27 protein-coding genes are annotated in these 23,947 nt (G+C 40.0%); 23 read left to right on the top strand and 4 right to left on the bottom strand.

Going from position 1 to position 23,947, the window contains the following annotated elements:
• Positions 1-7: 7 nt before the first annotated feature.
• From FZC88_RS06875 to mntR, 4 genes are all read left to right on the top strand, one after another.
• Positions 8-754 (top strand): metal ABC transporter ATP-binding protein, encoded by a 747-nt coding sequence (locus FZC88_RS06875; RefSeq protein ID WP_148969405.1) that lies wholly within the window; start codon positions 8-10, stop codon positions 752-754.
• 15 nt (positions 755-769) lie between these two features.
• Positions 770-2,068 (top strand): metal ABC transporter permease, encoded by a 1,299-nt coding sequence (locus FZC88_RS06870; RefSeq protein WP_148994130.1) that lies wholly within the window; start codon positions 770-772, stop codon positions 2,066-2,068.
• Positions 2,058-2,933: a metal ABC transporter permease gene (locus FZC88_RS06865; RefSeq protein WP_148994129.1), complete on the top strand. Its 876-nt coding sequence runs from the start codon at positions 2,058-2,060 to the stop codon at positions 2,931-2,933. The genes FZC88_RS06870 and FZC88_RS06865 overlap by 11 nt, the downstream gene beginning before the upstream one ends.
• Positions 2,934-3,012: 79 nt before the next feature.
• Positions 3,013-3,429 (top strand): transcriptional regulator MntR, encoded by a 417-nt coding sequence (gene mntR / locus FZC88_RS06860; protein ID WP_113970769.1) that lies wholly within the window; start codon positions 3,013-3,015, stop codon positions 3,427-3,429.
• 112 nt (positions 3,430-3,541) lie between these two features.
• Here the strand turns inward: mntR and FZC88_RS06855 are convergent, their stop codons facing one another.
• Positions 3,542-3,760 (bottom strand): DUF3892 domain-containing protein, encoded by a 219-nt coding sequence (locus FZC88_RS06855; protein WP_148969402.1) that lies wholly within the window; start codon positions 3,758-3,760, stop codon positions 3,542-3,544.
• Positions 3,761-3,964: 204 nt separating this feature from the next.
• Between FZC88_RS06855 and FZC88_RS06850 the strand changes: the two genes are divergently transcribed.
• The 13 genes from FZC88_RS06850 (at position 3,965) to FZC88_RS06790 (ending at position 16,662) form a co-directional block, all read left to right on the top strand.
• Positions 3,965-4,639, top strand: coding sequence for a class I SAM-dependent methyltransferase (locus FZC88_RS06850; RefSeq protein WP_148969401.1), 675 nt, complete (start codon positions 3,965-3,967; stop codon positions 4,637-4,639).
• Between the two features lie 251 nt (positions 4,640-4,890).
• Entirely contained in the window at positions 4,891-6,582 is a 1,692-nt protein-coding gene (locus FZC88_RS06845) for a formate--tetrahydrofolate ligase (RefSeq protein ID WP_262371775.1), read from the top strand.
• 28 nt (positions 6,583-6,610) lie between these two features.
• A complete protein-coding gene (locus tag FZC88_RS06840) occupies positions 6,611-7,108 on the top strand; it encodes a hypothetical protein (RefSeq protein WP_148969400.1) in 498 nt (165 codons plus the stop codon).
• Positions 7,109-7,152: 44 nt separating this feature from the next.
• Positions 7,153-8,016 carry a DegV family protein gene (locus FZC88_RS06835; protein WP_148969399.1) on the top strand — a complete coding sequence of 288 codons (864 nt, stop codon included), beginning with the start codon at positions 7,153-7,155 and terminating at the stop codon, positions 8,014-8,016.
• 91 nt (positions 8,017-8,107) lie between these two features.
• Positions 8,108-8,752, top strand: coding sequence for an HD domain-containing protein (locus FZC88_RS06830; protein ID WP_148994128.1), 645 nt, complete (start codon positions 8,108-8,110; stop codon positions 8,750-8,752).
• Positions 8,749-10,635 (top strand): ABC-F family ATP-binding cassette domain-containing protein, encoded by a 1,887-nt coding sequence (locus tag FZC88_RS06825; RefSeq protein ID WP_148994127.1) that lies wholly within the window; start codon positions 8,749-8,751, stop codon positions 10,633-10,635. The genes FZC88_RS06830 and FZC88_RS06825 overlap by 4 nt, the downstream gene beginning before the upstream one ends.
• Before the next feature lie 78 nt (positions 10,636-10,713).
• Positions 10,714-11,841, top strand: a complete 1,128-nt coding sequence (locus FZC88_RS06820) for a conserved virulence factor C family protein (protein WP_148994126.1) — start codon at positions 10,714-10,716, stop codon at positions 11,839-11,841.
• A gap of 23 nt (positions 11,842-11,864) precedes the next feature.
• Complete coding sequence (locus FZC88_RS06815; protein ID WP_148994125.1) at positions 11,865-12,299, top strand: BrxA/BrxB family bacilliredoxin; 435 nt, start codon at positions 11,865-11,867, stop codon at positions 12,297-12,299.
• Between the two features lie 109 nt (positions 12,300-12,408).
• On the top strand, positions 12,409-13,185 hold the full coding sequence (locus FZC88_RS06810; protein ID WP_148970008.1) for a class I SAM-dependent methyltransferase: 777 nt from the start codon (positions 12,409-12,411) through the stop codon (positions 13,183-13,185).
• Positions 13,186-13,737: 552 nt separating this feature from the next.
• On the top strand, positions 13,738-14,328 hold the full coding sequence (locus FZC88_RS06805) for a YpjP family protein (protein ID WP_148994124.1): 591 nt from the start codon (positions 13,738-13,740) through the stop codon (positions 14,326-14,328).
• A 345-nt stretch (positions 14,329-14,673) separates the two neighbouring features.
• On the top strand, positions 14,674-15,363 hold the full coding sequence (locus tag FZC88_RS06800; protein WP_148969393.1) for an anthrax toxin lethal factor-related metalloendopeptidase: 690 nt from the start codon (positions 14,674-14,676) through the stop codon (positions 15,361-15,363).
• A 22-nt stretch (positions 15,364-15,385) separates the two neighbouring features.
• On the top strand, positions 15,386-16,180 hold the full coding sequence (locus FZC88_RS06795; RefSeq protein WP_148969392.1) for a thymidylate synthase: 795 nt from the start codon (positions 15,386-15,388) through the stop codon (positions 16,178-16,180).
• Complete coding sequence (locus FZC88_RS06790; RefSeq protein ID WP_148994123.1) at positions 16,177-16,662, top strand: dihydrofolate reductase; 486 nt, start codon at positions 16,177-16,179, stop codon at positions 16,660-16,662. The genes FZC88_RS06795 and FZC88_RS06790 overlap by 4 nt, the downstream gene beginning before the upstream one ends.
• Before the next feature lie 71 nt (positions 16,663-16,733).
• On the opposite strand, the gene trhA is transcribed toward FZC88_RS06790, so the two are convergent.
• Positions 16,734-17,372 carry a PAQR family membrane homeostasis protein TrhA gene (trhA, locus tag FZC88_RS06785; protein ID WP_148969390.1) on the bottom strand — a complete coding sequence of 213 codons (639 nt, stop codon included), beginning with the start codon at positions 17,370-17,372 and terminating at the stop codon, positions 16,734-16,736.
• A gap of 193 nt (positions 17,373-17,565) precedes the next feature.
• On the opposite strand from trhA, the gene FZC88_RS06780 reads away from it, so the two are divergent.
• The 3 genes from FZC88_RS06780 to FZC88_RS06770 all read left to right on the top strand — a co-directional run bounded on the left by FZC88_RS06780 (position 17,566) and on the right by FZC88_RS06770 (position 19,630).
• Entirely contained in the window at positions 17,566-18,219 is a 654-nt protein-coding gene (locus FZC88_RS06780; protein WP_187443265.1) for an SOS response-associated peptidase, read from the top strand.
• Positions 18,220-18,304: 85 nt separating this feature from the next.
• Positions 18,305-18,577, top strand: a complete 273-nt coding sequence (locus FZC88_RS06775; protein WP_262371774.1) for a DUF2535 family protein — start codon at positions 18,305-18,307, stop codon at positions 18,575-18,577.
• Positions 18,578-18,787: 210 nt separating this feature from the next.
• Positions 18,788-19,630 (top strand): DegV family protein, encoded by an 843-nt coding sequence (locus tag FZC88_RS06770; RefSeq protein ID WP_148969388.1) that lies wholly within the window; start codon positions 18,788-18,790, stop codon positions 19,628-19,630.
• An 81-nt stretch (positions 19,631-19,711) separates the two neighbouring features.
• Here the strand turns inward: FZC88_RS06770 and FZC88_RS06765 are convergent, their stop codons facing one another.
• A complete protein-coding gene (locus tag FZC88_RS06765) occupies positions 19,712-20,197 on the bottom strand; it encodes a PCYCGC motif-containing (lipo)protein (RefSeq protein ID WP_148994122.1) in 486 nt (161 codons plus the stop codon).
• Between the two features lie 221 nt (positions 20,198-20,418).
• On the opposite strand from FZC88_RS06765, the gene FZC88_RS06760 reads away from it, so the two are divergent.
• From FZC88_RS06760 to FZC88_RS06750, 3 genes are all read left to right on the top strand, one after another.
• Positions 20,419-21,396, top strand: a complete 978-nt coding sequence (locus tag FZC88_RS06760; protein ID WP_148969386.1) for a nucleoside hydrolase — start codon at positions 20,419-20,421, stop codon at positions 21,394-21,396.
• 108 nt (positions 21,397-21,504) lie between these two features.
• A complete protein-coding gene (locus FZC88_RS06755) occupies positions 21,505-22,335 on the top strand; it encodes an SGNH/GDSL hydrolase family protein (protein ID WP_148994121.1) in 831 nt (276 codons plus the stop codon).
• Positions 22,332-22,919: a YpmS family protein gene (locus FZC88_RS06750; protein ID WP_148994120.1), complete on the top strand. Its 588-nt coding sequence runs from the start codon at positions 22,332-22,334 to the stop codon at positions 22,917-22,919. The genes FZC88_RS06755 and FZC88_RS06750 overlap by 4 nt, the downstream gene beginning before the upstream one ends.
• A 77-nt stretch (positions 22,920-22,996) precedes the next feature.
• Here FZC88_RS06750 and FZC88_RS06745 read toward each other — a convergent pair whose 3' ends face one another.
• Positions 22,997-23,737: a DUF4397 domain-containing protein gene (locus FZC88_RS06745; RefSeq protein ID WP_148969383.1), complete on the bottom strand. Its 741-nt coding sequence runs from the start codon at positions 23,735-23,737 to the stop codon at positions 22,997-22,999.
• Positions 23,738-23,947 lie beyond the last annotated feature (210 nt).

Below are 23,947 nucleotides of genomic sequence, written 5' to 3'. Positions count from 1 at the left end.
CGATACCATGAATTCAGTTGATATTAAGGGGTTAACCGTTGCGTATCATAGAAAACCGGTTTTGATGGACGTAGGGTTTTCTGTTCCAAAGGGTAAGTTAATCGGAATTGTCGGTCCTAATGGTGCAGGGAAGTCTACATTAATTAAAGCCATTCTGGGATTGATTCCCCGCTCGTCCGGTGATATCAAAATCTTTGAAAAAGCCTATTCCCCTAAAAGCAAATTAGTCGGGTACGTCCCCCAGCGTGGATCTGTAGATTGGGATTTCCCTACAAATGCATTGGATGTCGTATTAATGGGGAGATATGGTCATTTAGGATGGTTTAAGAGACCATCAAAAAAAGATGTTCAATTTGCAATGGAGTGTCTCGATAAAGTAGGAATGACTCAATTTGCATCAAGACAAATCAGTCAGTTATCAGGAGGACAGCAGCAAAGGGTTTTTCTTGCGAGGGCACTGGCTCAGGAAGCGGAAGTTTATTTCATGGATGAACCATTTGTTGGTGTGGACGCTGCGACGGAAAAAGCAATCATTTCCTTATTGAATGAATTGAAGGAACAAGGCAAGACTGTATTGGTTGTTCATCATGATTTACAGACTGTTACAGAGTATTTCGATTGGACGCTGTTACTGAATAGAAAAACGATAGCCTATGGTCCGACAAAAGATGTGTTTAGTATAGAGAATTTACAACTAACCTATGGTGGGAAACTATCTTTCCTGGAAAAGGATCAAATGTTAATTCATCCATAGAAAGAGGTGAATACGATGAATCATTTATGGCAATCGATTTTAACGGACGGAAATACCCAATGGGTATTACTTAGTACTTTATTACTGGGAATTGCGAGCGGAGTTTTAGGCAGCTTTGCTTTACTAAGGAAACAAAGCTTAATAGGGGATGCGGTCGCCCATGCAGCATTGCCGGGAATCTGTTTTGCATTTATGTTCATGGGTGAGAAAAATTTCTTTGTACTATTGATTGGTGCTGCCGCCACGGGTCTACTTGCTGCTTACACGATACAACTCATTACGAACACAACGAGAATCAAGGAAGACACGGCTATTTGCTTAGTATTGTCTGTATTCTTTGGATTGGGAATCGTCCTTTTAACAAAGGTTGCTCAAATGCCTACGGGTAACCAAAGCGGCTTGGATGATTTTATCTTTGGGCAGGCAGCTTCCCTGGTGGGGAGAGATGTTCAGCTTATGGGCTTAACGGCAGCGGCTTTAATTATTATTACGTCACTTTTATTCAAAGAATTTAAGGTAAGTACCTTTGATCCTCAATTTGCGAAGGGAATCGGGCTTCCTGTAGGATTTTTGAATTTTCTTTTTGTTTCCTTATTGGTTATTACGGTTGTCATCGGAATTCAAGCAGTAGGCGTCATCCTGATGGCGGCTATGCTGATCACTCCAGCCATATCAGCAAGATACTGGACGGATTCATTACGGATAATGGTCTTTATATCTGGAATGGTCGGAGGCTTATCAGGGGCAATCGGAACGCTGATCAGTACCCTTGGTAAAGGGTTATCGACCGGCCCATTCATTGTATTGACGGCCACAGTTATTTTCATCATATCCATGCTGTTCTCTCCGAAGCGCGGATTAATCTCGGTTATATTGAAAAGATTGAAAAATGATGATCGACTGGCTATGCGCTTTATACTGAAAAAGATGTATGAATCCGGTAAACAAACGATACGTGTAGAATATATATTTCAACAAAGCAATATTTCTAACTTAAGATTTAATCGGGTATTGAAGCATTTAATGAAAAAAGGTTACCTGAATCAAGAGGATGGAATATTGACGATTACAAAATCAGGGCTAATGAAAGCGGAGCAATTCAGCTTTGTTGATGAAATCATGGAACTGAAAGAAATGTACCCGAGTGAGTTGGGGTCACTTGATATCCAGTGGATTGAAAAGGAAGAAAAAGAGGCGTTATCAAAAGAACAACTCACAAAGCTGCAAATGAAAATGTCCGATATTTATATGCAATATCCTTTCTTAAACGTAAAGATGTCAAGCAGAAGAGGGGGGCAAGGATATGAGTTATGAATTATGGATTCTTCTGACTGGTAGTTTAGTAGGTTTATCCTGTGGCATCGTAGGATGCTTCTTAATCCTGAGAAAGATGTCGATGTTAGCAGATGCAATCAGCCATACCGTGCTCCTCGGACTGGTTATGGCATTCATTGTCAGCCAAAGTATGAATGGATTTTATATGTTGATCGGTGCAGCAGTGGCTGGATTGTTGACTACCTTTATGGTTCAGTTATTGAATTCCAGCGGGATCCAGGAAGATGCTGCAATAGGTGTAGTGTTTACTTCCCTGTTTGCTGTAGGGGTCATCCTCATTTCATTGTTTGCTAAGAATGTTCATTTGGATGTGGAGCATGCCTTAATGGGTGAAATTGCATTCGTCCCTTGGAATACCTTGTCATTGCCAATACTTGGGGACATTCCTAAATCAGTTGTGATGCTGGGATTTGTATTGCTATTGGATATTCTCATCATTTTCCTTCTGTTCAAAGAGTTTAAATTAACTTCTTTTGATCCAAGTATGGCAGCGGCTATCGGTATCCCGGTACTTGCGGTTCATTATATATTAATGGGTCTGGTATCCGTTACGACTGTATCCGCATTTGATAGCGTAGGTGCGATTCTCGTGGTAGCGATGCTCATTGCCCCTGGAGCTACAGCATATTTACTTACTGACCGATATAAAGTGATGCTTCTTTTAAGCGGGGGCATTGGAGTCTTTGATAGCATCATCGGATATTACGGGGCAAAGATGTTCGATGTGTCCATTTCAGGTGCAATGGCAGTGTCCGCCGGACTTGTTTTCTTCATCGTATGGATGTTATCACCGAAACACGGGTTGGTATCCAGGGTGCTGAATCAACGGTTGACAGAGGAGTAATTTAAAGTGCTTGGGTTGTATTCATTCTGTAGTTATAGTAAACTTTTAATGATATTTATGGAAATTTGGAGGGTACAGAATGCCTACACCAAGTATGGAAGATTATATAGAACAGATTTATATGTTAATTGAGAACAAAGGTTATGCCAGAGTATCAGATATAGCAGAAGCTTTATCTGTTCACCCCTCCTCGGTTACCAAAATGGTGCAGAAGTTAGATAAGGACGATTATCTCATTTACGAGAAATATCGCGGGCTTGTTCTGACTCCAAAAGGAAACAAAGTAGGAAAGCGTTTAGTATATAGACATGAACTATTAGAACAATTCCTTCGTGTAATTGGAGTGAAAGAAGAGCATATTTATGAAGACGTGGAAGGAATCGAACACCACTTAAGCTGGGATTCCATTGATCGTATTGGAGATCTCGTCCAATTCTTCGATGAAGAGAAGGACCGGGTGGAAGAACTTCGAACCATTCAAAATCGTAGTGAATAAAAATCATGGCAACTGAAACAGAAAAAAAGGACTTCATGCAACATGGCATGAATGTCCTTTTTGTTGTATTTAGGTACTGTTTCTTAGTGCATAAATCAGTAAAAGGTCCCGTTCAAAAAATTGAAGGATAGTCATTGAAGCTTCCATCATCAACGGACATACTTGATAATTCTGTTTCTCCCCATTCATTCTCATTCAAGGTCACTCCTTGAAGTAATCCCTCAGAAGCTTCTAAAACAGCTTTTCGATAAGAGATTATACGGCCAGAAGAAGTTTGGAAACTGATAATGTCTCCATGGTAGTTCCGTTGAACTTTAGAAATCTCTTCCATACAACATCACCTTTCTTGTTCTGATTATAGGACTAGTATGGACAAAAAGGATGGAAAACATAATCGGCTTGCCAATTCGTCTATTAAGTTTACATAATATTATTATTTATTCCGCGTTCCCAAAGTCTTCACCCTTGAAAGAAGGATTTTCGCTTATCGAATGAGAATATTAAACTAAAGAGAAAATATTATTGAGGTGTACATATGAAAAATTCAGAATGGCATACAAGTGCGAAAACCCGCTGGGAAGACAATGCAGATTATTGGCACGAAAGAAGTGTTGAAATGTGGACGAGCGGAAGTAGGAAAGCGATCATCCCATTCTTCACTAAACATATTGATACTGGGAATCGTGTAGCTGATTTAGGATGTGGTGACGGATATGGTTCCTACTTGTTATATAAGAAGGGCTATGTGGTCACAGGGATGGATTTTTCTGGGAAAATGGTTGAAATAGCGAAGAAGCAAGAAATGGACCAACTATCATTTCTACAGGGTGATTTGCGATCCCTTCCATTTCAAGATGAACAATTTCATGCCGTCATGGCGATAAATTCAGTTGAATGGACTGAAGATCCCTTACATACTCTAAACGAAATCGAACGGGTTGTGACTCCGAATGGGTACATATGTATTGGTTTATTAGGTCCCACTGCTCACCCCAGAGATAATGCCTTTCCTCGTTTACACGGAAAGGAAGCTATATGTAATACGATGATGCCATGGGAATTAGAGAAACTGGCTGGTGAAAAAGGGTGGAAGAAGGTCGATGAAGACTGGGTATATAAAAAGGGTGTGAAGTCGTCCATAACAGAGAATCTCACAAATGAATTAAAACAGGCTTTAACCTTTATGACCTTGTTTATGTTCCAAAAATAAAAAAACATGATCGATTCTCAAATGTGAGGACCGGTCATGTTTTTATTAGGAAGGATATAATGGTGGAGATATAAACTTAAAAGAGATAAGGTTGATTTATAGTGTAAAATAAAGAAATACAATCGTTACAGAGTACAAACTCTCTGTAAATGAATTTTAAGGAAATGCATGCTATTTTGTAAAGTAAATAGTGAATGTAATAAAAGTACATGCTGCTTAGCTGTAAATATGAAACTAGAAGGTGAGTTCAAGTGACGACAACGAAGAAAAAAGTAAAATCAGATATTGAAATTGCTCAACAATCAACTATGCAACCGATACTGGACATTGCGAAAAAAATCGGTCTCACAGAAGATGATCTAGAGCTTTATGGTAAATACAAAGGGAAATTATCCTATGAAGCGATACATAAACTCAAGGACCATGCCAATGGGAAATTAATCCTTGTAACCTCGATTAACCCGACTCCTGCAGGCGAGGGGAAATCAACGGTTACGGTTGGACTCGGGGATGCGTTAAATCAGTTAAATAAAAACACCATCATTGCCATGAGGGAACCATCACTTGGTCCAACGATGGGAATAAAAGGCGGAGCAACAGGAGGAGGGTATTCACAAGTCCTGCCCATGGAGGATATCAACCTTCATTTCACAGGTGATATCCACGCTATTTCGACTGCGAATAACGCTTTAGCCGCATTGGTAGATAATCATATCCATCAGGGAAATGAATTGAATATTGATCAAAGAAGGGTCGTATGGAAACGGGCTCTGGACATGAATGACCGTGCCCTCAGACAAATCATCGTTGGTTTAGGTGGACCGGTGCAAGGTGTTCCCCGTGAAGACGGATTTGATATTACAGTGGCATCTGAGATTATGGCTGTTCTATGTTTATCTGAAAATCTTGAGGAATTAAGAAGAAGGCTTGGTAGAATGGTTGTCGCATACAACTTTTCAAAACAACCGGTGACCGTTGAAGATTTAGGAGTTGAAGGTGCGCTGACCTTATTGTTAAAGGATGCCTTAAAACCTAATCTCGTTCAAACGATCGAACATTCTCCTGCCCTTATTCATGGCGGGCCATTCGCAAACATTGCCCATGGGTGTAATAGTGTCATGGCAACCAAAACGGCTCTTAAGCTGGCTGATTATGTTGTAACGGAATCTGGGTTTGGTGCTGATTTAGGAGCCGAGAAGTTTCTGAATATCAAATCTCGAGCTGCAGACATAGCACCGGATGCCATCGTGCTTGTTGCCACCATTCGTGCTCTGAAGATGCATGGAGGTCAAGGGAAAGGTGATCTTCAAACTGAAAATCTTCAGGCACTGCAAAAAGGACTATCTAATCTGAAGAAGCACATGGAAACGTTAGATCATTTCAACGTACCTTATGTGATTGCGGTTAATCGATTTGTGACGGATAGTGATGACGAAATCCAGACCCTTATAAAGTGGTGCGAAAACCTGGGAGTAGAAGTTTCACTAACCGATGTATGGGCTAAAGGTGGAGAGGGTGGAAGAGACTTAGCCGAAAAGGTATTGGATGAGATAGAAGGGAACACGAAAGAATTTTCTCGTCTATATGAACTTTCTGATTCACTCCAATCTAAAATTGAAACGATTGCGAAAAAGGTTTACGGAGCGAAAGAAGTAGATTACACGGTGAAAGCACGAAAGCAGCTTCAGCAGTTTGAAGATCAAGGGTGGGGCGTCCTGCCGGTTTGTATGGCCAAGACCCAATATTCCTTATCAGATGATCCATCTAAACTCGGCCGTCCTGAAGATTTTACAATCACAATCCGAGAGCTTAAGCCGAAGATCGGAGCAGGATTTATTGTTGCATTAACAGGAGAAGTCATGACCATGCCTGGCCTGCCAAAAAATCCGGCAGCATTCGGAATGAATGTGGATGATGACGGCAGGGCTGTAGGGTTATTTTAGTCATTGAGGTTTGAAAGGAGAGGAGAACATGTTTGATCCAACAGCCTTTGATAACTTAAAGGTAGTCTTTGAAGGAGCTGTCTATGATCTTGATTTGACAGGGGAAATCCAAATCCTTGACCGGAAGGATTTATTTGACTTTGCCCACTATGAGCGTTGCTATCAAATTCACTATTCTTTACCTTACAAGAAATCCATTTCGATTGAATTTCATTTAAAAGCTGATATGGGTCATTTTCTGGCAGAGAGAAAGATGATGACAGAAAAGAATATGGCAGGAGCTGATATCCTCATCGTCTATAAGGGAGATGAGAAGTTGCACCATTGCCGGTCTTTTCTTGAAGAAACATGGAATAAGGATAAAAATTGGGAATGGAAAGAAGTTATATCTTCTCTTCAACCGACTGCGTACGAGGGGGTACTGACTTTTAATAGAGTCATTACAGAAGAAATGGTGGATGATGTTCTTCAAATGATCTCATTTTCCGTTGATACATTACAACAGCTTGATCGAATAGACTTCTAGTACTACAAAGAGTTTATCATTATATAGAAAAAGGGGATTTTACAATGAGAATAGCCTGGGTAACAGATAGCACAGCATTTGTTCCAATTCATTCAAGTAGTAAAGAAAATCACATCTATATCGTTCCAATGAATATACTCTTTGGGGAGCGGGAGTATCAAGACGGCGTAGACTTATCTCCGGAAGAACTGTTCTTGAAATTAAAGGAAGAAAAGGTAGAAGTGAAAACCTCACAACCTTCAATCGGGACGTTTAAAGAGTTGTTTGAAGAATTATCCAAGGACTATGATTATATCTTTTCGATTCATGTTTCTTCCCATTTCAGCGGCACATATTCATCTGCCCATCAAGCTGCAGAACTGTTAAAGGATACCCTGCCGAACATTATCTGTATAGATTCCAAGGTCATTTCCAATCCATTGACAGAATTGATCCTGTACGGTCAAAGACTGCTGCATGAAGGAAAAGATCCACTACAAATAAAAGCAGCAATTGAAAAAAGAATCGCTTCTTGTGAAACCTATGTAATGGTGGGCAGCTTAGAGCAACTACATAAAAGTGGACGAATGAGTGGGCTTTCTTTCTTCCTTGGAAGTGTTCTCAATGTAAAGCCTATGCTTGCCATAGAGAATGGAAAACTTGAAGTGAAGGATAAGGTAAGAAGTATTAAAAAAGGATTGACGAGCATGAGTGATCGCTTAGATCAAGCTCTATCCGTGAAGAAAATAAAGAAAATATCCGTATTACACGGGTTAAACCGGGAAGATGCATTAGAATGGATAGACCAATTGAAAAAAACGTACCCGGAGATAGAATTCGGGGCATATCCTTTGGGAGCTGTCATCGGAGTACATGCAGGCGCTAATACGATCGGAATAAGCTGGTTTGGAGATAACGAAGAGAATTAGTAGAGAAAGGAGGGATGTGAAGAATCATACATCCACTCCTTTTTATTCTGATTAGAGGATATTATTTGGTACAATAGAGGAGAAGGTGACCATGGAACGGAAAAAGCTGGACGGTATAATCGACTATTTGAAATGTGAGTACCTTGGTGAGTCTACTGGACATGATTGGTATCATTTGGATCGTGTACGAAAGCAGGCAATTATCATTGCCAGGGAAGAAAATGTACCCCATACATATATCATCGAGTTGGCTGCATTGCTACATGATGTTCCGGATGATAAGTTCGTGGAAGAAGAAGAGGGGAAGAGAAGGCTGGATCACATCCTATCCACTCTGTCTCTTATGGAAGCTGAAACGAAATTACTGAAATCGATTATTTATTCCATTTCATATAAAGGTGGTCACGAAGGAGTATTAACATCTTTAGAAGCGAAAATCGTTCGGGATGCCGATCGCCTTGACGCCATTGGTGCCATAGGGATTGCAAGAACATTTGCATATGGAGGTAAGAAAGGTCGGCCACTTTATAACCCTGAATTTCAAGTCAGGACGGAAATGACCGTAGAGGAGTATAGAAATGGGGATAGTTCCAGTATCCATCATTTTCATGAAAAGTTATTGAAGTTGAAAGGCTTAATGTGTACGGAAACGGGAAGGAAACTGGCAGAGGAACGTCATGCTTTCATGCTGCGGTTTTTAGAGCAATTTAATAAAGAATGGACTGGTCAAGAATGAGAATGTTAACAGCTGAGAATCTTTCTAAAACGTATGGAGAGAAAACTCTATTTAAAGATATATCGTTTTCAATTACCGAGAAAGAAAGAGTCGGACTGATCGGGGTGAATGGAACGGGTAAATCAAGCCTATTGAAACTCATTGCCGGGATGGAAGAATATGATACCGGAGAGCTTTCTAAGCCGGGCGATTATCATATTGCCTACCTTCAGCAAGAGCCTGCTTTTGATGGGGATTTAACCGTGATACAACAAGTGTTTCGTGGTGAAGCAAAAATCATTCAGGCTATGCGGAATTATGAAATGGCCCTTATGGAAATGGAGAACAACTCAGAAAATCCTCGAATACAAGAAGATTTATTTGAAGCTCAAAAGCAAATGGATATACTTCACGCCTGGGATGCAAGTGCAAATGCGAAATCCATTTTAACAAAACTGGGAATTCACGACTTTTCAAAGAAAATGAGCGAGCTGTCAGGTGGGCAAAAAAAGAGAGTGGCGCTGGCAGGCGTCCTGATTGAAACACCTGACTTATTAATCCTGGACGAACCGACCAACCATTTAGACTACCAGTCCATCAAATGGCTGGAAGATTATCTAGGAAAGTATAACGGATCTGTGTTGCTCGTGACCCATGATCGTTATTTCCTCGATAAGGTAACGAACAGAATCTTCGAATTGGATGGAGGAAACCTTTACTCCTACAAAGGAAATTATGCTTCTTTTATTGAGGCAAAGGCTTCCAGGGAAGAAGTGGAACGCCAAATATCCGAAAAACAGCAAAACCTTTATCGAAGAGAGCTTGCCTGGATGAGAAGGGGAGCAAAAGCCAGAACCACTAAACAAAAGGCTCGAATTCAACGATTTGAAAATTTAGAGGATACGATGTCTTCAGGTCCTTCGGGCGGCCAGGTTGACATGGCAATCGGAGGAAACCGTCTGGGTAAACAAGTGTTTGAGTTCAAGGATGCTTCAAAAATGTTTGAAGACAAGCGAATTTTAGATGAGTTTTCTTTCCTTATTAAACCTAAAGACCGAATCGGAATCGTAGGTAAAAACGGGAGCGGAAAATCAACATTTCTTAACCTTCTTGCCGGAACCGACGATCTTACAAGTGGTGATTTACTCAAAGGCCAAACCGTAAAGGTCGCATACTATACTCAAGGTCATGAAGAACTTGATGAGAATATGCGTATGATCGAATATATAAGGGAAGCAGGAGAATATATAACGACGGATAAAGGCGAGCAAATCTCAGTTACTTCCATGTTGGAAAGATTCCTTTTTCCAATGAGTACGCATGGTACATTGATCCGAAAGCTTTCCGGAGGAGAAAAACGAAGACTCTTTTTACTTAAGTTATTGATGTCAAAACCGAATGTCCTTTTGCTTGATGAGCCGACGAATGATTTAGACACAGAAACCCTCACCGTTCTGGAGGATTATATAAATGAATTTTCAGGTGTTGTCATAACCGTTTCCCATGACCGCTACTTTCTAGATAAAACAGCTGAGCAATTACTGGTCTTTAATGGAGATGGACAAATCGACTTTTACTTTGGGGAATATACTGAGTACTTGGAAAAGAACGAAGCGAAAAGTAAGAAGCAGGATCCGGTCAAGAAGCAAGAATCTGCTCCCGTGAAGGAAGAGAAGGAAAAAGAGAAAAAGAGACTTTCTTACATGGAAAAGAGAGAATGGGACGAAATTGAAGAAAAGATGGCCGACATCGAGCAGAGGATAAAAGAAGCAGATGTTGAGCTGCAAAAGGTCGGCAGTGACTTTGAAAAAGCACAGCAGTTAATGAATGAAAGTCAAAATCTTAACGAGCAATTGGAAGAGCTCATTGAAAGATGGACATACCTTTCCGAATTTGCTGAATAAGTCTCTTCGTTTAAGGCATCATGGATACTGTGTTAGAATGGATGGTATAAGAACTGTTTATAGAAAGGGGTATCAAGCTTGAGGATAGTATCGATTGAACCTACTCCAAGTCCTAATACGATGAAAGTTCTTCTTGATCAGGAAATGAAAGCCGGGAAGAGCAATAATTATAAAAAAGATGAAACGGACGGGGCTCCTCCCGTCATTAAAGATATCCTTGCCATAGACGGTATTAAAGGGGTCTATCATGTTGCCGACTTCTTAGCCGTTGAGCGAAATGCGAAATTCGATTGGCAGGAGCTTTTGCCACAGGTTAGAAAAGCTTTCGGTGAAGATACTCTGGACCAGGAAAATGAATCTCCCATGGAAGAACATTTTGGTGAAGTGAATGTTAGCGTGCAGATGTTCAAAGGAATTCCGATGCAAGTAAAGGTGACAGACGGGGAACAAGAGAAGCGATTTTCACTTCCGACCCCATTCCTGGAAGCGATCGGTCAGTCTCAAAAAGATGGGGATAATGTCGTCCTTCTCAGAAAGTGGAAAGATTACGGTATCCGGTACGGAGACTTAGATGAGATTGGTAACAATGTGACGGAAGAACTAGTTGCAGCCTATCCTTCTGAAAGGCTGGCAGCACTTGTAGAAGAAGCACAGGAAACAACCGATTCCAAAGGACCTCTCATTTACAAGAAAAAGCAAAAGGTAAGTGTCGCGGACTTTGAAGCGCCGGACTGGCAAACAAGGTATCAGAAGCTTGATGCGATGGAGGATCCGACTTTAGATGACCTGCCTCTGCTGGAGAAAGCCCTGGAGGACGAGAAAGTATCCATTCGCCGATTGGCTATTGTCTATTTGGGAATGATTGAAGATGAAAAAGTTCTTCCTTTGTTGTATAAAGGGTTACGTGATAAATCAGTCACAGTAAGGAGAACGGCTGGAGATTGCCTTTCGGACTTAGGTTTTGCAAAAGCCACTCCTGAAATGATTCTAGCCTTAAAGGATAAGAGTAAACTTGTGAGATGGCGTGCTGCCATGTTCCTTTATGAGGTAGGGGATGAATCTGCATTGCCTGGCTTACGGGAAGCGGAAAATGACCCTGAATTCGAAGTGAAGCTTCAAGTGAAAATGGCCATCGAACGAATAGAGGGCGGAGAAGAAGCAAAAGGATCTGTTTGGAAACAGATGACCGAAGCACGTCACCAATAATAGTGGGAAAGGGTTGATTATAAATGTCAATGGCTTACGAAGAGTATATGAGGCAGTTAGTTATACCGATGAGACAAGAACTTACACAAGCAGGCTTCAAAGAATTGGGTACAGAAGAAGAAGTTGAGAATTATATGGACAATGCAGATGGAACAACCCTGGTCGTTATTAACTCAGTATGCGGGTGTGCAGCGGGACTTGCAAGACCCGCTGCAACGCAATCAGTCATGAATAATGAAAAAACACCGGATCACCTCGTTACTGTCTTTGCAGGGCAAGACAAAGAGGCAACCACCAAAATGAGAGAGTACTTCGAAGGGTACGAGCCTTCCTCCCCGTCAATGGCTTTACTTAAAGGAAAAAAAGTCGTTCATTTCATCCCAAGGGAAGAAATTGAAGATCATGATATTTCGTCTATCATTTCCAATTTATCCACAGCTTTTAACGAAAATTGCTAAAGACCAAAAAAACGGGTGACTCTGTCATCCGTTTCTTTTATGGTAGGATAAATAAACATAAAAAATTTGTATAAGCAAAATGGTACCATTAAAGGAGGGAATGTTTATCGTGTTTGTAACAACATGTGGGAGAGCGAACCAGGAAGTCATAGAAAAAGCATATAAAACAGCAGAGGTACTCGATATTCCCTATATCCCCAGAAAAAAGAGATCGATTCTACACCATATGACTCTGCACGAACAAGACTGTTTAGTGATCGGAAAAGAGAGATTAGAACTTCATACTAGAGAAGACAATAGCGAACCATTCTTTTTCCACCCTAATTCCGCTTCCTTCCGAATCAAGAGAATCATTCGCGGAGAGACCGATCCACTCGTTGAGGCTGCCGATCTTAAGGAGGGCATGAGTTTTCTGGACTGTACACTAGGTCTTGCATCAGATAGTATCATCGCCAGTCATATAGTCGGCGAAAAGGGGAAAGTAGTCGGAATTGAAGCGAATAAGTATATCTCACATATCCTTCATCACGGACTTCAGGACTGGGTATCTCCACTTCACGATCTGAATAGCGCCATGAATCGAATCAGTGTCATCAATGGACATTTTCAGGAAGAATTAAAAGGTATTCCGGATGATGCATTTGATGTCGTCTACCTTGATCCCATGTTCGAAGATGCCTTAACAGATTCTCATGGAATCAACCCAATCCGCCATTGGGCAAGCTATACAGGCTTAACAAAAGAAGGAATAGAACAAGCAATAAGGGTAGCCAAAAAGCGGGTAGTATTAAAAGAGCACTATCAGTCCCCATTATTCGAAGAACTGGGATTTCACGTAATCAAAAGACCATCAGCCAAATTTCACTTTGGGATCATTCGAGTATAAAAGTCTATTATTTAGCTCTAATCGCAAAAATTATGTCTCTCCTAAGAAGAAAATAATTTAAACAATTGGTAGTGTGAAAACAGGGACCGTTCCTTTTCGCTCCAGACACAAGATTCCCCGGGGAGGAAGTCGAGCCTTCTCGACGTACTGTCTCTGTGGGGTCTCGGCCGAACGCTAGCTGCAAGCGGAGCAGTTCCCCTCACCATCCAGCACACACCGGTTGACAGAGCAGAAGAAGACCTTTTGTTAAAAAATGATCTTTGTGAAAATAACCTTTTTTTAACAATAAAATAGACAGGCATCTTAAGCCTGTCTAATCATCTAAGTATTAATCAGTAAATCCTAGTACAATGAAATAACCTAATAGAAGTAAGTATCCGATATTGATCATAAGTCCTGTATCCATCTAGTTATCCTCCTTACAAAGTATCCTCTTTAATATACTACCACATAAATATTTTTATATCCTACAAAAAAATGAAACCTTTTTCACTTTTTATCCGTAAGAAATAGTATAATAATAGACGTAATACATAGGAAAGGACGTTATCTATGTCAATCTGGCTCAAAAAGTCGTTTTTTATCCTGCTATCCATTCTAACATTTGGACTTGTTTCCCCTTCACAATCCTTCCTGAATGAACAAAATCATACCATGGCAAAAGGCAATGGGAAGCCTTCGTCGGTTGAATCTGTTCCAGAGGAAGTACTGGAAGAGGAGTCTTCCATTTCCCATGAGGATTTCATAGTGAATATGATGGCCCAAGCAGAGAAAAACGCTTATGAAAAGTTTGGGACTAAGATCAAGCCTGTCATTGAAGACGAATTCAAGTCTTTAATCCTTCCTAAGATCGAAAAGGCGATAGCTGATACAGCTGTTCAATTCCCAGAAGAAGACTTAACGTCACTTACTATTTCAGAAGTGCCCCAATATGCAAAAACAGAAAAGATTTTTCATATTTATGACCAACGCTCTGGTGAAGATGTCATACGGTTCCATGTAAGAAAAGACCATCCGCCTAAAGATGGCTATTACTTCAACTTTCACTATCATACAGTGCATGATCAATTTCAAGCACATCATGATTTAGGAAGTATATATTGGGATAAAAACACTCCGCCGCAATGGATGAGTGTCTCCTGATTTCAACGTCCATATAAGAATAAAGGCAAGTGCGTGAATTATGCGTGCTTGCTTTTTTGTTCCAATTCGAATGGCAGGTTCGCCTTATGCATGTCGCCTCTGCCCAAGCCGCCTCCGCTTTAGTTATCATCCAGCTCCGGCGGCTAGAGGCTCGAGGTCATAAGTCAAACCTGCCAAAAAGGCAAAGAGCGCCTTTCCGGCAGCTTCGTCTTATGCATGTCGCCTCTGAGCAAGCCGCCTCCGCTTTAGTTATTGGAAACAATCTCTCCTAAAAACAACTGTATCATTATGTTAAAATAGTAATAACATCATGATACTTTCCTTAGAAGAAAGGAGGGACAATAATTGAAGCGTATATTCATCATCCTCGCTATTTCGGTTACTCTGGTCATTCTGTGGACCAACTCAAAAGCCAACTACAGTGGAACCCTCTTAAAGCATTCTCCTCTAAAAACACAATTACACCTTCAATCCAGTAAACAGTTAGAAAATATGGTCCTGTTGCCACATGCTGCTTATGATAAAACAGCTGCTATGGAAATGATTGAAAGATTAGATCATATTCCGACCGCACTCTTAGAGTCTACGAATTCACAGGAAATCAAAATAAGGCTGTTTGAAAAAAAATTAACCGATTTTTCTACCACAAGTCACTTGAAAGGAGTAACCCCAAGAGGGTACACTAATAAAAGTATTACATGGGATGACGTTCCCGGGATCGGTGGATCGAAGCTTGTATTAGTGAAAATCGGTCATAGTGAGAAAGGGAAGGGGCATAATTCGACTAATCTGGAATTACATGAACTCGCTCACAGTATTGATCGTTACGTCTTAACGGATCTTAATTACGAGCTGGAATTTTTGCCTATTTGGAAGAGGGAAGCTCCACGGGTATTCCCGAACGAACCCTATTTTCTTCAATACAAAGAAGAATATTTTGCTGAAACATTTGCTATGTATTATTTAAACTCTGAAACTAGAAATCTTCTAAAAAAGAAGGCACCAGCAACATATCAATTCTTTAAAGAACTATAAACTTATAAAAGGTGTGGTCGTTGTGAAGCAATATTTAGACTTGTGCAAACATGTCCTTGAACATGGCACCAAGAAAGAAGATCGAACAGGTACAGGCACGATAAGCACATTTGGTTATCAAATGCGTTTTGATCTAAAAGAAGGATTCCCTCTCCTTACAACTAAAAAACTGCATGTGAAATCCATTGTCCATGAACTCCTTTGGTTTCTAAAAGGAGATACAAACATTGAATATCTTCAGGAAAACGGTGTCCGGATTTGGAATGAATGGGCCGATGAAAATGGAGAGTTAGGCCCAGTATACGGTCACCAATGGAGATCATGGTCTGGAGCAAACGGGGAAACGATTGACCAAATTAAGAACCTCATTGATACGATTAAAAACAATCCCGATTCCAGAAGAATGATTGTAAGTGCGTGGAATGTTGCGGATGTAGATCATATGGCTTTGCCTCCTTGCCACTGCTTATTCCAATTCTATGTAGCCGATGGCAAATTATCCTGTCAGCTGTACCAACGTTCCGCTGATGTATTCCTCGGCGTTCCTTTTAATATAGCTTCATATGCTCTATTAACGATGATGGTAGCCCAGGTATGTGATCTGGAAGTTGGAGAGTTTGTTCATACTTTTGGTGATGTCCATATCTATCAGAATCACCTTGATCAAGTGAATTTACAGCTTTCCAGAGAACCCAGATCATTACCATCATTATCTATCAATCCAGAAGTGAAAGATATTTTCGGATTTAAGTTTGATGATTTCAACCTTGAAGAATATGATCCGCATCCACATATTAAAGGAGCTGTGAGTGTATGATCTCTTTTATTTGGGCAATGGATCAGAATCGATTGATTGGGAAAGACAATGGATTGCCATGGAGGCTTCCTGAAGACCTGAAATTTTTTAAGAAAACGACGGATGGACATGGAATCGTCATGGGAAGAAAAACGTTTGATTCCATCGGTAAGCCGTTACCAAATCGGGAGAATGTCATTCTTACAAGAAATACAAGCTTTCAACCGGATGGCTGTCTTGTCCTGCATTCTGTGGAGGATATCCTAAATTGGGCGGAAGGAAGAGATTCAGAAATCTTTATTATGGGCGGAAGAGAAGTGTACAAGCAGTTCATTCCCCATGTAGATAAGTTGTATGTAACAGAGATTCATCATGAATTTGAAGGCGACACGACCATGCCTTCCATCCCATGGGAGGATTTCACTTGTATCTCATCTGTTAAAGGATTGAAGGATGAGAATAATCCTTACGACTATGAATTTAATGTATATGTACGTAAATAGATGAGAAGATCATAAAAGGGTACTGACGGGATATTCCGTCAGTACCCTTTTATTGAAAAACCATAACATCCTTAAACGTAGAACAAAATGCAGAAATACATAAAGCTGCTTCCTGCCAGGACGAAAAGATGCCAGATTGCGTGATTGTAAGGCAGTTTGTTCCACACATAGAAAATGGCTCCTATGGAATACATGATCCCACCTGCCAGCAGCAGCCCGAATCCGGCACCGGTAAGACTTGCGTACAACGGTTTAATGGCAATGATAACGAGCCAGCCCATTACCAGGTAAAAGAGAGTGGAAACGACCTGGAAACGTTGAACAAAATAACATTTAAATACAATCCCTACAACTGCGAGTCCCCAGACAATCCCAAACAATGTCCAGCCTAGTGCACCTCTCACACTGACTAGCATAAACGGTGTATACGTGCCCGCGATCAGGATATATATCGCCGAATGATCTAAAATGGCAAATAGATTTTTTACCTTTGAAGGCTTAAAGCTGTGTAACAGAGTTGAAAATAAGTATAGAAGTATCATTGAAGCACCGAAGATAGAGAAGCTGACAACGTGCCATGCAGTGCCTTCGTGAACGGCGAAAATGATTAACATTACTAAAGCGGGGATGCTCAAAATCAATCCAATTCCGTGGGTAATGGCGTTCGCAACTTCTTCTTTCCAATTGGAAAAATCGAAATCATATGTCAAAGAAGTCTCATCCTTTCTATTATCCCCTCATTGAACGCTCAATGAGTCAATATTGTATATATTTATGATAATCCTCTTATCGTCATTGTGCAATCATTAACATAGTAAAGGGTTAAAGTGCGCCTTTTGGATTAGAAATTCTTCTCATAATGATGTATATTCCTAAATAAAGAAAACAAATGAGGTGGCAATTGTGTGCGGTAGATTTTCCTTAACAACCCCACTAGAAGAATTAGTAAGGCAATACTTAATTGATGAATTCCTTGAAGAGTGGCAGCCAAGATACAATATTGCTCCAACTCAAAAAGTATTGTCCCTTATTTCACATAAGGGCAAGCGCAGAGCAGGAGAGATAACGTGGGGGCTCGTGCCTCATTGGGCCGATCGGAAGAAATGGAAACCGTTGATCAATGCCCGTAGTGAAACCTTATTGGAGAAACCGAGCTTCAATTCCCTTGTCCATTCGAAAAGAATGGTGATTTTTTCCGATGGATTTTATGAATGGAAGAAGGAGAAAGATCAAAAGGTACCTGTAAGATTTCAATTAAAAGAAGAAGAGCCATTTGTGTTTGCCGGATTGTGGGATCGCAATGGAGAGTTCACAACCTCCACAATCCTTACGACAGGTGCAAATGCCATTGTACAACCAGTACATGAACGAATGCCTGTTATTCTCACGAGTCAGGAAGCGGTTGAGAAATGGGTAAACACAGACGATTACTCTTTTGAAGAAGCTTCTTCGGTTTTAACGCCGCTTCAAAAAGACCAAATGAAAGGATACCAGGTATCCGATATCGTCAATTCATCCAAACATGATTCCCCCGAATGTATTGTGCCTGTTTCATAGCCGATTTAGAGAAAAAATATTAGAGTTTTTGCACGATTAGACATTTTATGCGCCATTAAATGGGGTATAATAAGAGTATAAACGGGTGAAAAAGAGGATTGATACTTTGCTGACAAAAACCATTGAGTTCAAATCAAAGGATGGACGGAAGGTCAAAATCTTAGAAGTTCCTGTCATGAAGGAAGATAGCCCGCTCTATCTAAGGGTAAACCTCAGGCTTCATCAATTCATTTCAAAGGTTGTCAATCAGAATGGGCCTAAGACCATGTACAGCTTTAGAGAACATTTAAAGAGAACGACGAAATGGTCAGAGTATGAAAAAATATATCAATCAGAAGAGTTAAAGAATAATGCATAATTTTCTTGGGATCTGGTCTTTTAGCGTATTATTACGTGGGACCAGTCCTTTTTATGTGCTTATCACTACATATATGAAACAATTACGGAAAATACACGTTCAAAAATATATCAATTTAGACAACCGGTTGTGGAAATCCTTCGTATCTATTTAATTCCTTTGCATTTAACGATATAATACTAATGATATGGGAGATAGGATGTGGCAAAATTGACCAAAATTAAGATTGTAACAGACTCAACAGTAGATTTATCAGATGACGTCGTAAAGGAACTGGATATTCATGTAGTTCCTCTGTCCATTTCAATCGATGGAGAGACATACTTAGATAGAGTAGATCTTTCACCACTTAGCTTTCTGGAAAAAATGAAAGCTTCTAAGGAATTACCAAAAAGTTCGCAGCCACCGGCAGGAACATTTGTGGAACTTTATGATGAATTAGGGAAAGATGGTTCGAAAGTTTTATCCATACATATGACAGGTGGAATGAGTGGTACTGTGCGCTCAGCTGAGTCTGCTGCAGAAATGTCTTCAACAGATGTGGCGGTTGTAGATTCCCGCTTTATTTCTAAAGGATTGGCCTTTCAGGTAATTGAAGCTGCCAAGCTTGCTAAAGAAGGAAAGCCATTGGAAGAAATTCTTAAAGCAGTTGAAACGATCCGTCAAAATACAAACTTGTTCGTTGTGGTAGATACACTTGAAAACCTTGCAAAAGGCGGTAGAATCGGAAAGGGACGTGCAATGATCGGTTCCTTGCTAAATATTAAACCAATCGCTTCATTAGAAGGAGGCGAATACACTCCAGTTGCAAAGGTTCGAAGCCATTCACAGGTTGTAAAATACTTAACAACGAAATTTTTAGACGATGTAAAAGGGAAGACAATTCGAGGCGTAGGGCTTGTTCATGCCGATGGCCTGGAGCTGGCTCAAAATCTTAAAGCTAAGATTATCGAAAAAACAGGTTACGACCAAATCGATATCGTTCCGACAACACCAATCATCAGTACCCACACAGGAATTGGTGCGATAGGATTTATGTATTACACAGATTGATCTAACCAAAGGCGAAAGGGAATTTTCCTTTCGCTTTTTTCTATGTTAAAAAACAGCAGAATCATCTGCTGTTTTTTAACATTATGAAGGCATAGGCGTCGGGGTAGGCTTAGCGTAACCTTCATTATATTGTTCATCGATAAAGTTTCTAATTTGCTTGATGGATTCACCATTCTTGTACTTCACAATGGATTCTGCCGCAATTTCCAAACACACCTGACATCTGGTACCGTGATCATCCCATACCACTTTGTCCCCTTTTATTTCGTAAACAAAGCAATTCAGATTACTCTCGTGCCCGGCAGAATCACCGCACCCGCAATAACATGGGATATATTGTAACAGCTCAGGGTTTTTAGCAGCTGAAGAATAGATAAGCTTCATATTGTCGTCCTTATCATCGAGAAAAGAGGGAAGTGTATCAACGGAAGCAGTTTCCTCCCTAAGATCCCCATTGGCGGCTGTATGATCATGATGAGCTTCCTCCTCCTGATTGCTTGAACAACCGGCAAGAATGCCTAATAAACCAATAACAACAGTGAAATATAATAAGAGATTTTTCTTCATACGTTCTCCTTCCCTACGCGATTATAAATGTATTGTACCACTTTTAAAAAAGCAGGTTTGTACCATTTCTTGATGATTTTATGAATCTTATTGCGTCCTCATAACCAATGCAATCATATCATAGAAGTATAATAGGTAAGAAGTTTGGTCTGATCTCTCCAATAGCTAAAAAATGATTCTTTCTTATTATATTGACATCAAATGAAAGGAAGTGGCCGGACTTGACTGATAAGAAAAAAGTATTGGTGATTTCAGACTTTGGGATCGATGATATTGTCGCAGTATTATATGCTTACTATAGTGATACGATTGAAATTGTAGGAATTGTTTCTGATTATGGAAATGTCTCTAAAGCGAGTGCATTGAAAAACGTCAAATATCTTCAAAGTATTACCGGAATCACCGATATACCTGTTATCGGGGGAGCGGTCTCTGCTTTGACGGGCATACAACCGCAATTTTTTCCAGATATACACGGTATTGATGGCCTGGGACCGATATCACTTGATGATATAGAACTCGACAACTCAGAAATAAGCGAAAACTTTTATGAAATCAATTCACTAATTGATAAGTATGCAGGTGAGTTATATATATACTCTGCTGGTCGATTGACTTCCTTGGCAACTGCCTTTGTGCTATACCCGGAAACAATGAAAAAGGTGAAAGAATTTTATGTGATGGGAGGTGCATTTCATGTACCGGGCAATGTGACCCCTACAGCAGAAGCGAATTTCTATGGAGATCCTTATGCTGCCAATATCTTGATTCAACTCGCCCCCAAACAAATTCATCTCATCCCCTTAGATGTAACTATGTATGCTCTTTTAACACCTGCAATGATTGATCATCTCCATGAATTTTATTTGAAATCAAATGACAAAGTCGGGCAGATCATCAAACCGATGGTGGATTATTATTATGAGTTCTATAAGAAAACGTACCCAGATATTTCAGGAAGTCCCTTGCACGATTTATTGGCCATGTGGGCACTTGCGGATGGCGATAAAATGATGTTTGAAGAAGTTCCTATCAGGGTTGCGACCAATACAGGCTGGACTTTTGGTCAGAGCATAGGAGATTTTAGGCAGTCAAAGGAAAAAGAAAATTGGCAGATCCATAAGATCGCAAAGCAGTTCAACTATAGGCAGTTTATCACAGAGGTATTCGAGACGTTGAAATCTGGGCCCAGCCGGTAGATTGACAAAGTCACATAAATTTACATGTTCTTAATGATTTGTTTACAAACGTTTCATGACGAAACAAGCGTGATATAATAATACTAAAATGCAAGCGAGGTGACGCATATGAAAAAACTACCGATTATCATGCTCGCTTTTGTTTTTTTCCTGTCAGGGTGTTCGTTAGAAGATGCTGCTGAGCATATTACAAGAGAAGTATCCATGTGGGATAAAGATAATCCGAACGATACCTTTATACCGAAGAACTTAAAAGTTGTTTCAGTGGGAGATTCATTAACTCAAGGTGTGGGAGACAGTACGAAAAAGGGTGGATATGTCCCTTATTTAGAGAAACATCTGGAATCATTGGATGGAGTGAAAGACGCCCAATTTCATAACTATGGGGTAAGAGGGAACCGTACCGACCAATTATTAAAAAGATTGAAAAAAGAAGACGTGAAAACTTCGATCGAACAATCAGATTTAGTCATGATCACAATTGGCGGAAACGACGTTATGAAAATCTTTCGTGAAAATCTTTCACACTTGAAGTTAGAAGTGTTTCAAGAAGAAAAACGCCAATACCAATTACGTTTAAAAGAAATCATCGAAAAGATCAGGAGCTATAACCCAAATGCAGGAATCGTTCTTGTAGGGTTATATAATCCATTCAATACATGGTTTTCTGATATTGAAGAAGTCAACCAGGTGATTCATGATTGGAATGATGCCAGCCGGGAGATTCTTTCAGATTATGATAAAACCTTATTCGTTAAGATAGAGGACTTATTTATTGATGCAGGGGATACTTTATTATTTGAAGACTACTTTCACCCAAATGATGAAGGCTACAAAATGATAGCAGATCGCATGTTTATAAACCTGACAAACGGGGAAACATTAGCTACATTAACAGATAGAAAGAAACCTGTTGAGGAAGAGGAGCAGCCGTCATGAAGAACAAATGGAAGGTAGGGTTTTTTGTTCTTTTAGGAGTTGTATTAATAGGATTAGCCATCATTGTTTCAATGATTTTTATGCCGATTAAAGATGATGCACTGCCTAAAGACAACAAAAACACCAATCAAGAAGTAGGGTTTAACGTAGAAACAAACAAAAAGGACTTAAATCTTATTATTGAACATTATATTGAAGAAGAAGGAATGAAGGGACCTGTTGATTATGAGGTTCAGTTAAAAGACGACGTGGAATTAATGGGGTCTGTTCCGGTATTTACATCAAACTTAGACTTTAAGTTGGATTTTGAACCTAAAGCACTGGAAAATGGAGACATCCTCCTGAAACAGAAATCCATATCAGTAGGACAATTGAATCTGCCGGTTTCATACGTATTGAAGGTAATAAGAGATTCTTATAACTTTCCGGAATGGGTGAAGATACAACCTACCGATGAATTAATATACGTATCATTACAGGACATGAAATTGAAGAGTGATATTAAAGTAAGGGCGAACGAATTTAATTTAAAGGAAGATAATATTTCATTCCGGTTATTAGTACCGGTAGATCGTGCTCAATAGGAAAAGGTGGCCTCCCGATGGAAGCCACCTTTTTCGTATGCGGGCGTAAGTAGGCACAAACCGGGACACAGACATGATTATCCTTTTAATAGAATGGCTTCTAATTCAGGGGTTCCGTTGGCTAACCCGACAGCTACGATGGTGTAAGCTTGATTAGGGCTTAATTTAACATTCGGAACACTCAGTACGGTATTTTTGCTTCCTGCCACTCTGGCTTCAAGATTGACCGTCATCGGGGTTAATCCAAGGTAGTCTGTGGCTTGCTTGAAGGATATATTAGGAAATACGACATCTCCACCCTTTACTGCGATATCCACTGCAGGGGCGTCAGGGGAAAGATGTATGAATTTAACCTTTGTTTCTCCGCTGGGAACCGTAGGATCATCAAGGAATGGAAGAAGTTGCAGTTTATTTAAAGTACCTACAGCGGCGAGAGTATAAATTTTACCTGGATCAATTTTTACTTTTTTACTGATAACAGTCGTTACACTTGTACCTGCAGGGTAAACATCGATATGATATTTCCCAGCTGGCAAGGTTAAATAATCACTGACATCCTTAAAGGCAACATCGCGTAAAACACGGTTTCCATTCACATAAACGTCCACATTCGGTGCATCGGGTACAGCATGTAAAACGCGGACATAAGAAGGCTGTGTGGATGTAGTCATATCAGCGCGCTGAGCTTGCATTGCAAGCCTCATGTATTTTAAATGTTTTTGATAATAATGAATATGCATGGATGGATCTGTGTATTTATAATAATCGGATAATAAGTCATACATCGCTGCTTTATTCAAATAATCATGTTGGCTCATCCGTATCTCTCCCTTTTGTTTATTAACACAATAGATTATGCGTAGGAGAAAAAATGGTGAAAGAACCTATTTTTTGAATAAATCAGAAATATTTCTTGCGTTATAGAAGAAAATAATGGATAATAAAATTACTATTTGAGAAAGTGGGTGATGACATATGAACTTATTATTGATTTGTTATACAAGTAAACTAAATATGCTTCGTAATGG

Source organism: Rossellomorea aquimaris, assembly GCF_008180865.1.
GTDB classification, from domain to species: Bacteria; Bacillota; Bacilli; order Bacillales; family Bacillaceae_B; genus Rossellomorea; species Rossellomorea yichunensis.
The sequence above is the reverse complement of the archived record's forward strand: the minus strand, read 5'-3'. Positions and strand labels throughout refer to the sequence as shown.